At 70.2% G+C, this 10,024-nt stretch carries 12 protein-coding genes and 1 tRNA gene; 7 read left to right on the plus strand and 6 right to left on the minus strand.

Annotated elements, in window-relative coordinates; all coding sequences use genetic code 11:
- Positions 1-32: 32 nt before the first annotated feature.
- Both NJ376_RS19600 and NJ376_RS19605 read right to left on the minus strand, forming a co-directional pair.
- The gene (locus NJ376_RS19600) at positions 33-677 is read right to left on the minus strand and encodes a CoA transferase subunit B (RefSeq protein ID WP_252954976.1); all 645 of its coding nucleotides are present in this window, start codon (positions 675-677) and stop codon (positions 33-35) included.
- Positions 678-690: 13 nt separating this feature from the next.
- Positions 691-1,401, minus strand: coding sequence for a CoA transferase subunit A (locus tag NJ376_RS19605; RefSeq protein WP_252954977.1), 711 nt, complete (start codon positions 1,399-1,401; stop codon positions 691-693).
- A gap of 148 nt (positions 1,402-1,549) precedes the next feature.
- Here NJ376_RS19605 and NJ376_RS19610 point away from each other — a divergent pair.
- Positions 1,550-1,625 (plus strand) — tRNA-Ala (locus NJ376_RS19610).
- A 362-nt stretch (positions 1,626-1,987) separates the two neighbouring features.
- On the opposite strand, the gene NJ376_RS19615 is transcribed toward NJ376_RS19610, so the two are convergent.
- The 4 genes from NJ376_RS19615 to NJ376_RS19630 form a co-directional block, all read right to left on the minus strand.
- Entirely contained in the window at positions 1,988-2,401 is a 414-nt protein-coding gene (locus NJ376_RS19615) for a hypothetical protein (protein ID WP_252954978.1), read from the minus strand.
- Between the two features lie 212 nt (positions 2,402-2,613).
- On the minus strand, positions 2,614-3,525 hold the full coding sequence (locus NJ376_RS19620; protein ID WP_252954979.1) for an ImmA/IrrE family metallo-endopeptidase: 912 nt from the start codon (positions 3,523-3,525) through the stop codon (positions 2,614-2,616).
- 283 nt (positions 3,526-3,808) lie between these two features.
- Positions 3,809-5,005 carry an MFS transporter gene (locus tag NJ376_RS19625; protein WP_252954980.1) on the minus strand — a complete coding sequence of 399 codons (1,197 nt, stop codon included), beginning with the start codon at positions 5,003-5,005 and terminating at the stop codon, positions 3,809-3,811.
- A gap of 55 nt (positions 5,006-5,060) precedes the next feature.
- On the minus strand, positions 5,061-5,954 hold the full coding sequence (locus NJ376_RS19630; RefSeq protein ID WP_252954981.1) for an AraC family transcriptional regulator: 894 nt from the start codon (positions 5,952-5,954) through the stop codon (positions 5,061-5,063).
- Positions 5,955-6,006: 52 nt separating this feature from the next.
- Here NJ376_RS19630 and NJ376_RS19635 point away from each other — a divergent pair, with 52 nt between their 5' ends.
- The 6 genes from NJ376_RS19635 (at position 6,007) to NJ376_RS19660 (ending at position 9,983) form a co-directional block, all read left to right on the plus strand.
- Positions 6,007-7,239 (plus strand): MFS transporter, encoded by a 1,233-nt coding sequence (locus NJ376_RS19635; RefSeq protein WP_252954982.1) that lies wholly within the window; start codon positions 6,007-6,009, stop codon positions 7,237-7,239.
- Positions 7,240-7,450: 211 nt separating this feature from the next.
- Entirely contained in the window at positions 7,451-7,747 is a 297-nt protein-coding gene (locus NJ376_RS19640) for an AtpZ/AtpI family protein (RefSeq protein ID WP_252954983.1), read from the plus strand.
- A gap of 27 nt (positions 7,748-7,774) precedes the next feature.
- Complete coding sequence (locus NJ376_RS19645; RefSeq protein ID WP_252954984.1) at positions 7,775-8,530, plus strand: F0F1 ATP synthase subunit A; 756 nt, start codon at positions 7,775-7,777, stop codon at positions 8,528-8,530.
- 42 nt (positions 8,531-8,572) lie between these two features.
- Positions 8,573-8,797 carry an ATP synthase subunit C family protein gene (locus NJ376_RS19650; RefSeq protein WP_149536795.1) on the plus strand — a complete coding sequence of 75 codons (225 nt, stop codon included), beginning with the start codon at positions 8,573-8,575 and terminating at the stop codon, positions 8,795-8,797.
- 71 nt (positions 8,798-8,868) lie between these two features.
- Positions 8,869-9,480: a F0F1 ATP synthase subunit B family protein gene (locus NJ376_RS19655; RefSeq protein ID WP_252954985.1), complete on the plus strand. Its 612-nt coding sequence runs from the start codon at positions 8,869-8,871 to the stop codon at positions 9,478-9,480.
- A complete protein-coding gene (locus NJ376_RS19660) occupies positions 9,480-9,983 on the plus strand; it encodes a F0F1 ATP synthase subunit B family protein (RefSeq protein WP_252954986.1) in 504 nt (167 codons plus the stop codon). Before NJ376_RS19655 ends, NJ376_RS19660 begins: the two co-directional genes overlap by 1 nt.
- Positions 9,984-10,024: the final 41 nt, after the last annotated feature.

Here is a 10,024-nt window from a genome sequence, read left to right on the forward strand (position 1 = left end):
ATGGCCGGACCCGCGCCGCGATCGCCACCGGCTCAGGCGTTGGCGAGGGTGAACTCGGCCTCCGTCTTCGCCTTCACCTCCTCCAGCGTCACCTCCGGCGCCATCTCCAGCAGCTCGACGCGCGGTTCGCCCCGGCGGGCGAGGCGGAACACCCCGAGCTCGGTGATGACCATGTCCACCACCCGGGCGCCGGTCAGCGGCAGGGTGCATTGCTTGAGGAGCTTCGGCTTGCCGCCCGCGGTGTGCTCCATCAGCACCACCACCTTCTTGACCCCCGCGACGAGGTCCATGGCGCCGCCCATCCCCTTCACCATCTTGCCGGGGATCATCCAGTTGGCGAGGTCGCCATTCTCCGCCACCTGCAGGGCGCCGAGGATCGAGAGGTCGATATGCCCGCCGCGGATCATGGCGAAGCTGTCGGCGGAGGAGAAATAGGAGCTGGTCGGCAGCTCCGTGATGGTCTGCTTGCCGGCATTGATCAGGTCCGGATCCTCCTCCCCCGCATAGGGGAAGGGGCCGAGGCCGAGCATGCCGTTCTCGCTCTGCAGCTGGACATTCATCCCGGCCGGCACGTGGTTCGCCACCAGCGTCGGGATGCCGATGCCGAGGTTGACGTAGAAGCCATCCTGCAATTCGCGGGCGGCGCGGGCCGCCATCTGGTCGCGGGTCCAGGGCATGTCTGCTCGCTCCTCAGGCCGTTTCGCGCGGGCGGGTGGTGCGCTGCTCGATCCGCTTCTCATAGCCCGGCGGGCATTGGACGAGGCGCTTCACGAAGACGCCGGGGGTGATGATGTGGTCCGGGTCGATCTCCCCCGGCTGCACCAGGTGCTCCACCTGCGCCACGGTCACGCGGGCGGCGGTCGCCATCACCGGGTTGAAGTTCCGCGCCGTCTTCCGATAGACGAGGTTGCCCTCGGTATCGCCCTTCCAGGCATGGATGATGGCAAGGTCGCCGACGATGCCGCGCTCCTGCACATAGGTCTCGCCGTCGAACTCCGCCGTCGGCTTGCCCTCGGCCACCGCGGTGCCGACGCCGGTCTTCGTATAGAAGGCGGGGATGCCGGCGCCGCCGGCGCGGATGCGCTCCGCCAGCGTGCCCTGCGGGTTGAACTCGATCTCGAGCTGCCCGGCCAGGTACTGCTCGGCGAAGGTCTTGTTCTCGCCGACATAGCTGCTGATCATCTTCCGCACCTGCCTTGTCTGCAGCAGCAGGCCGAGGCCGGCATCGTCGATGCCCGCATTGTTGGAGACGATGGTGAGGTCGCGCACCCCGCTCTCGCGGATCGCCTCGATCAGCAGGGAGGGGATGCCGCAGAGGCCGAAGCCGCCGGAGAGGATCATCATCCCGTCGCGCAGCAGGCCGGCCAGTGCCGCCTTCGCGTCCGGATAGAGTTTGCCCATGCGGGGATGCTCCTTCCCTGGCCAATTTCGGAGGAGAAGCTAATCGGGCCGGGCGGTGCGGGGAAGCCTGTGCGAGGGGATGGCTTTTCACCGGCCCGGGGGCCTTGCGCCCCTCCCGGGGGGCCGCTATACGCCGCGTCCTCTCCGGGGGGCCATAGCTCAGTTGGGAGAGCGCTTGAATGGCATTCAAGAGGTCGTCGGTTCGATTCCGATTGGCTCCACCAAGTTCTTGAAGGGTCCGGCCGCAGACGCGGTCGGGCCCTTTGTAGTTTCAGGGCCCTTCTTGGTGCCCTCGGCGTGTTCTAGAGCAGATCGCCGTAGGGCGGCCTCGCCGGAAGGCGTGAATCTGCTCCGCAAACAAAGGCATAGAGCGTTTTCGGTGAACGCATGTAAACCGAAAACGCTCTAGGCGGGGGTCCGCCTTCGGCAGGCGAGACACCGGCCCTAATTTGGGCGAACGTCATTAAGCCAGCGTTGTAAGGATTAATGTCCATCTGGCCGCAACGCCCAGGTGAGCGCCCCCTTTATCCTTAAAAATGTTGTCCTTGGCGGCCAGGGCTCCGACGCGGGGGCCGCCTCCGCCCCGCTAGGCCCGGCAGGGATCGCAGGAGCCGAGCGCCTCCAGGAAGGATGTGTGGTCGGTCCCGCCGCCGCTGCCGAGAGCAAGACGGAGGGTACCGTCGCAGGCCGCCACCGGCCTCACCCGCTCGATGACGTAGGCGACGCCACGGTCGCGGCATACCAGACTCAGGCAGGTCTCAAAGCTGAAGATGCGGCGCGCCAGTAGGGCGAAGCGCTCCGGGAAGTGATGACGCAACGAGGCCACGAAACGCTTGTCGCCGGTCAGCAAGAGGTCAGGCTCGGTGAGCGCCTCAAGCGCGACGACCAGAATAGCCTCGCCCACATCGATGTCTTCAGTATTGGCCAAGTCCATGAAGCCTGGTGCCGCCCTGGCAGTCGCCTCGACACTCTCGTCGAGTATCGGGACGGTTGCCACCATCGCCTCCAGACGCGTGGTAGCCGCCTGTAGGACGGCTGCATCCCGGAGCGAACGGCGCAGGAGCCGCACGGAGGAGGACACTGTGCAGGACGGGAGTCGGTATGGCCTCGTCACCCCTGTTGCTGCGAGGTTTCGCCCCATAGGTTGCAGCAACCCAGCTTGATGAACACGTCACGGTCGAACAAGCCGACCACGCCACCGGTCGACACGTGTCAGATAACTTCCAGCTTTTCCAGGAAATCCGCCGTGTCCGGACGTGTCAGGTCCAGATCGAGGTGGCGCCGCGCGGCATCTCGGCAGATCTCGGCGGTTGTCCGGGCGTCCATGGTCTCGTGCAACACCTTGAGGGCTGCCATGCCCAGTGCGAAGGGTTCCTTGTTGCCTCGGGAGGAGTGCTTGACCGCGTTCAGCACCGCGTGGCCAGGGCAGATCCCGTGCCGCTTGCCGAACTCGATGGCCCTGGCCGCGAGCCGATCCGCCCGTGGCCATGGCCAGGGCCCGAGCGTGAGCCGTATTCCACCCGGCACCAGTACGTGGCTGGCATAGGCGTTCGCCTCTCGCTCCTGGTTGTCCTCCGGTTCGTTGCCCGGTACCACGGGCTCCTCAGCGGCGAGGCTGACCTTCTCGTCGACGACTGCCGCGCCCTCGGTTGTGCCGAGATGGCCGAGCGCGACATGACCGAGTTCGTGGGCCAGCACAAACACCATCCACTCGGCTAAGCGCTGGTTCTTGAGCAGCACGACGACTGGCCGGCCGGCGACAAATGTCACCAAGCCGTCTGGCTTCCGGCCTGAGACCGGCAGCTCGGGGAGGTAGATGACCGGGATGCCAAGCTGCCAACTCGCCTCCACCAGGGCGGCAAAGTCCACCCATCCTCGCCCCTCGGCCACCGCCACGGCGAGTTCCCGAAGGCTCGAGGGGTCCGCTGGCACCTTCCGCGGCAGTGCGGAGGCCGCCTGTGCAACCAGCCTCGCCACGGCGGTGGCGAAGCCGCGGGCGGCTACGACCTCCCTGGCCGTGGTCGCCTTGCGCACCTTGAACAGCGCCTGAGGGAGCGGGGCTGGTTCGAAGCCGCCGCCGGGACGAAGGCGGTAACCGAAGTGACGGGCGACGAAGCCTTCCAACTCCAAGAGGCCGACCTTATGGGCAGCCGCCTCTGCAGCCCAGTCGGGGAGGTGGCGCTCAACGGCGCGCCAATCTAGGCCCACGGCGCGTGCCCGAGCCTTGAGTTCCCCCATCGGATCAGGTTGGCGGTGGGTGAGGTTCAGCGCGGTCTCCTCCGATTCGGAAACCCACTATCGCATGGACGTACCCTTTTCAATGCGATCGCGCTAAGATGTGTGGTCCGGGGCCCCTAGCCTCCCATTCCCCATGTCGCCGCCCGCCGAGCCGAGGCGGCGGAACGCTCTAGCTCCGCTGGATCGCGGCCTCGGGCGAGGGCAGGGGCGCCGGCCGGATCGCCATCAGGCACCCCAGCGCCCCCAAGGCCAGCAGTCCCGCCGCGCCGAGGAAATGCGCCGCCGGCCAGTTCGCCACCACCGGCGCCGCCAGGGTGGGCGCCAGCGCCTGGCTCACCAGGATGGGCAGGGCAAGCTTGCCCATCAGCACCGGGTAGCCGCGCGGGCCGAACAGCGCGAGGGGCACCGCGCCGCGGCTGATGGTGAGGATGCCGTTGCTGGCGCCGTAGAGCAGCACGAAGGGCACCGCCGCCACCGGCCCGGCCAGCACCAGCAGCAGCGCGCCCAGCGGCAGCAGCAGCCCGCCGAGCCGCGCCACCACCAGCGGGTGTGCCGCCCGCCCGGCGGTGAATTCCAGCAGCCGCCCGCCGACCTGGGAGGGCCCCTGCAGGGCGGCCGCCGCCACCGCCGCGCCCACGGACAGCCCCAGCCCACCCAGCAGGCTCAGCAGGTGCACGCCCATGGCGCCTGAGATCATGGATCGCAGCGTGAAGAATACCGCCAGCAGCAGGAAGCTGCGCCGCACCCAGGCCTGCGGCGGGGGCGGGAGCTCGGCCGCCTGCGGCCCGGCCGCGCTTTCCACCGCTGCTGCCGCGCGCGGCAGCAGCACATAGAGCGGCAGGGCGATGAGCAGGTTGGCCGCCGCATAGGCCAGGCAGGTGCCGCGCCAGCCGAGCAGCGGCAGCAGGGCGGTGGAGAGCGGCCAGCCGATGGTGCTGGCGAAGCCAGCCAGCAGCGTCACCAGGGTGATCGGCCGCCGCGCCCCCCGGCCGAACAGCACGCCGAGGGTGGCGAAGGCCGCCTCGTACAGCCCCGCCGACATGCCGAGGCCGAGCACCAGCCAGCCCGCCACCCAGCCCCAGAGCCCCGGCAGCAGGCCGAGCAAGGCCAAGCCCAGCGAAATGACCAGGGAGGAGAGCATCAGCACCGGCCGCCCGCCCCGCTGCTCGATGGCCCGCCCCACCCGCGGCGCGACAAGGCCCGCCAGCAGCAGCGAGGCGGAGAAGGCGCCATAGACCAGGGCCGGCTCCGCTTGCAGGTCCCTGACCACGGCGGGTGCCACCACCGCCGGCAGGTAGTAGCTGGTGGCCCAGGCCAGGGTCTGGGCGGTGCCGAGGAGGAGCGCGGCGCGCGTTTCGAGAGTCATGCGCCGGGGAGTCTCGCCTGCGGCGTTTGCGGCGCCAAGCGGATGCCGCCTTCAGTTATCGGTCCAACTCACACCGGGGTCCGGGGGGCGATCCACGCCCGGCGGAGGCGCAGGAGGCAGAGCCTCCTGCCGGGGTCAGGGGCAGCGCCCCCGTCTTTCCCGCCCCCGGCGTCGTCCCGAAGGCCGCCCGGTAGGCCGCCCCGAAGGCCGAGGCGCTGGCATAGCCCACCGAAGCCGCCGCCCTGGCCGGCGGCACCCCCTGGGCCAGCAGCGCCGCCGCCTCCGCCAGGCGGAGGCTCTGCCGCCACCGCCCGAAGCTCATCCCCGTCTCCTGCCGGAACAGCCGGCTCAGCGTGCGGGCGCTGGCGCCGCATTCCGCTGCCCAATCCTCGATGGTCAGCCTCCGCGCCGGCTCCGCCTGCAGCGCCGCCGCCAGGCGCAGCAGCCGCGGGTCCCGCACCGCCGGCACGCCGAGCGGCAGGGTGGCGGCGCGCGCCACCTCGTCCCGGATCAGCGCCGCCAGATGGCCGCCGCGCCCGGCCTCGTCCCATTCCAGCGGCTCGGCGCAGGCGGCCAGGATCAGCTCCCGCAGCAGCGGGGAGACCGCCAGCACCGCCACCCCCGGCGGCCCGGCCACCGCCGCATCGGCGCGGAAGAAGATGGAGCGCATGGCAACCCAGCCCGCTGTCGCCGTGGTGTGCGCCACCCCGGCCGGCACCCAGAGCGCCCGCCCCGGCGGCACCACGAAGCTCGCCGCGTCGGTCGCGATGCGCATGACGCCGCGGGTGGCATAGAGAAGCTGCGCCCGCTCATGGCTGTGGCGCGGCACCGTCTCGGTTTCGGCATAGTCGCGGGTGAAGGCGGCGAGCGGCCGGTCCACCGCCTCCTGCGGCAGGTTGCGCCGCGGGGCGGGGCTTTGGCCGGATCTCGACAGGGTTTGGCCAGCCATCTTCATCCGGCCATACTAGGCTTTCCGCTCAGCCAGCCAATACGGAAACGCCATGTTGGACCCCGCCAAGCGCCAGATCGGCTTCATCAATGCCGCGCACACCATCACCCATTACTCGCTGCTGATCCTCGCCACAGCCGTGCTCGGCATGGTGCAGCAATCGCCGGCGGCCTTCGGGGAGGTGTACGGGCCGGTGCTGGCCCTCGGCACCGGCATGTTCGTGGCCTATGGGTTGGGGGCGCTGCCGATGGGGCATTTGGCGGCGAAGTTTGGCTCCCGCGCACTGATGGCGGCATTCTTCCTCGGCACCGGCGCCAGCCTGCTGCTGACCGCCGTGGCGACCAGCCCCTGGATGCTGGCCCTGGCACTGACGCTGATGGGCGCCTTCTCCGCGATCTATCACCCGGTCGGCACCGCCCTGCTGGTGGAGGCTGCGGGCGGCGCGCGGGTCGGCCGCTCGGTCGGCATCAACGGCGTCTTCGGCAATATGGGCGTGGCGCTGGCGCCGGTGGTCACCGCCTTCCTCGCCGCCCGGCTGGGCTGGCACTGGGCCTTCGGCGTGCCGGGCGCCATCAGCCTCCTCCTCGGGCTGCTCTATCTGCGGGAACCGGCCTTCGACGCGAGCAAGGCGGGCGGCGCGCGGAAGCCCTTCCCGGTCATCCCGCCGCATGTGGTCCGCCGCGCCGTGGTGGTGCTGCTGTCCATCGCCGCCGTTTCCGGCCTGGTCTTCAATGCCTTCACCCTGCTGCTGCCGAAGCTGATGGAGGAGCGGCTGGCCCATTCGCCGGACCTGCTGCCCGTGGTGGGCATGCTGGCCTTCCTGGCGACGCTGTGCGGCGGGTTGACGCAGTTCACCGTCGGCCAGCTCATCGACCGCTTCACCCTGAAGCAGGTGTTCCTGCCGCTGGCCCTGCTGCTGGCGCCCTGCCTGGCGCTGCTGGCCTTCGCCCCGGGCTGGGCGGTGCTGCCGCTCTCCGCCCTGGTGGCCGCCGCCATCTTCGGCCAGGTGACGGTGAACGAGACGATGACCGCCCGCTATGTGGCCCCGGCCCTGCGCGTCAAATTGTACTCGGTTCGCTTCACGGTGGGCTTCCTCGGCGCCGCCGCCGCCTCGCCCCTGGTCGGCTTCCTGCATGCCTCCACGGGTGGCCTGGTGGTTCCCCTCCTGCTCCTGGCCGCCGCCGGCGTGGTGACGCTGATCTGCGCCCTGTTCTTCCCCAACCGGCCGGAGGAGCTGGAACCCGAGCGCTGGGCGGCGCTGGGGGCGCCCGCCGCGGCGGAGTGATGCCTGGGCTTCAGCTCCGCGGAATTAAACGTGCTGTTTCCAGGGGCGCTGCGGCCGCTGGCGGCCGGCTCGAGGGCGCAAACCCCTCGCAAGCCTTGCTTTCCGCCGCCTATTGCCGTGCATGACCGCGACGTGGCTTGCTTGACACTTAACGGGAGGCGCCTTACCAGCCGCATGCCTTCCGGCGGAGCACCGCAGGGGGAGCATAGGGGTGACTGAGCGCGACGGCTTCGAGCAACGTCTCCGGGATGCCCGGGCCCGTCAGGGCCTGGACCGCACCAAGGAGAGCGGGCAGGCGGGGCTGCCGACCGGGTCCTGGGGGATCGGGTTCCGCGCAGGGGTGGAGGTGGTGTCGGCGCTCGCCGTCGGCATCGTCCTCGGCCTGCTGCTGGACCGCTGGCTCGGGACCAAGCCCTGGCTCTTCCTGCTGTTCTTCGTCATGGGCTCGGCGGCCGGGGTGCTGAACGTCTATCGCCTGTTCACCCCTCGTGGCGGCCGGAAGGGCTGAGCTGTTCGTCGCCGGGAGAGGGCTGCCGTGGCTGCTGAGGGAAAGGCCATCGATGCGCTGAGCCAGTTCGAGCTGGCGCCGGTGCTGGGCGTTGTCGGCAACTCCGTCGGCTTCAGCCAGTCCAATGCGCATATGCTGCTGGCGATCGTGCTGATCACCGCGCTCATGGTTTATGGCATGGCCCGGCGGGCCATCATCCCCGGCCGGCTGCAGGCCCTGGCGGAATCGGCTTATGAGTTCGTCGACGGGCTGGTGACGGAGCAGGTGGGCGAGGAGGGCAAGCGCTTCTTCCCCTTCGTCTTCTCGCTCTTCATGTTCGTGCTGTTCGGCAACCTGCTCGGCCTGCTGCCCTACGCCTTCACCTTCACCAGCCACATCGCCGTCACCTTCGGCCTGGCCTTCATCGTCTTCGTGCTGATCACGGTGGTGGCGCTGGCGATCCACGGCACCAAGTTCTTCGGCTACTTCTTCCCGGAAGGCGCGCCGATCTGGCTGGCGCCGATCATCGTGCCGGTCGAGATCGTTTCCTACCTCTCCCGGCCGATCAGCCTCTCCATTCGTCTCTTCGCCAACATGGTGGCGGGGCACGTGATGCTGAAGGTGTTCGCCACCTTCATCCTGCTGATCGGCGGGCTCGGCGTCATCGGCCCCTTCGTGGCGGTGCTGCCGCTGGCCATCAACGTTGCCCTGGTGGGGTTCGAACTGCTGGTGGCCTTCCTGCAGGCCTATGTGTTCGCCATCCTCACCTGCATCTACCTGCACGACGCCGTGCACCTGCACTGAGCGGTCTGTAGAAACCTCCAACAGGAACGGAAGGATTTTCCCATGGAAGTGGCTGCCGCGAAGGCCCTCGGAGCCGGCATCGCCGTCATCGCCCTGTTCGGCGTCGGCCTCGGCATCGGCAACATCTTCTCCTCGCTGATCAACAGCGTGGCCCGCAACCCGGGCGCCCGTGACGCCGTCTTCCCGATCGGCATCCTGGGCTTCGCGCTGACGGAAGCGGTGGCGCTGTTCGCGCTGCTGATCGCCTTCCTCATCCTGTTCGCCTGAGATCGCGGCGGGCGCGGCGCGGCACCGCCGCCGCCCCGCCCCGCATCCCACCGGGCGATAGGAGATTTCGCGTGACGCCTCGGATTCTCATCGCCGCATCCCTGTTCGGGCTCGCCCTGCCCGCGCTGGCGCTTGCGGCAACGACCGGCGAGGTGCCGCCGGTGGAGGGGATGCCGCAGCTTGCCTTCGGCCATCCCGAACAGGGCCGCTTCCTGGTGGCCAATGTCGTCTGGCTGTTCATCCTCTTCGGCCTGCTCTACGTCCTGATGTCAACCTACGCGCTGCCGCGCGTGGCCAGCGTGCTGGAAGAACGGCGGGCGCGGATTGAGGCGGATCTGGAGCAGGCGCAGGCGGCGAAGCAGCGGGCGGATGCCGCGCTGGCGGAGCACCAGGCGGCCACCGCCAAGGCTCGCGCCGATGCGCAGGCGGCGATCGCCACCGCCACCCAGCAGGCCCAGGCCGAAACGACGGCACGGGAGGAGGCGCTGAACGCCCGCCTCGCCGCGCAGATCGACGCGGCGGAGCAGCGCATCGCCGCCTCCCGCGACGCGGCCATGGGCGCGCTGAAGACCGTGGCCGCCGACGCCGCGGAGGCGCTGGTGGCGCGGCTGACCGGCGGGGCCGACCGCGCGGCGGTGGAGCGCGCGGTGGGCGCGGAACTGGCGGCGCGGGGGCAGGCCTGATGCATCATTACGAGCATTTCTGGCTCGACCCGAAATTCTGGGTCGGCGTCAGCTTCGTGGTCTTCCTGGTGCTGTTCGGCCGCAAGGCCTGGGCCCAGGCCGCCTCCATGCTGGATGCCAAGGCGGCGCGGGTGCGCGCCGAGCTGGCCGAGGCGGCAAGGCTGCGCGGCGAGGCCGAGGCGATGCTGAAGCAGGCGGAAGCCGACCGCGCCGCGGCGCTGGCGGAAGCCGAGCAGATGCTGAACCGCGCCCGGGCCGAGGCGAAGCGCCTGGCCGAAGGCGCGGCGGCGGAGGCGGAAGCGGCGGCGAAGCGCCGGGAACGCATGGCGATGGACCGCATCGCGGCGGCCGAGGCCGGGGCGCTGGCCGAGGTGCGCAGCGCCGCGGCCGAGGTGGCGGCGGCGGCGGCGCGGAACGTGATCGCCGAGCGGATGGACGCCAAGGCCGATGCGGCGCTGATCGACCGGGCCGTGGCGGACCTGCCGCGGGCGCTGCGGGCCTGACTCCCCACGACGGCGCTTCGCGCCGCCGCGGGGGCCGGGTC

It is taken from the genome of Siccirubricoccus soli, assembly GCF_024178315.1.
Classification (GTDB): Bacteria; Pseudomonadota; Alphaproteobacteria; order Acetobacterales; family Acetobacteraceae; genus Siccirubricoccus; species Siccirubricoccus soli.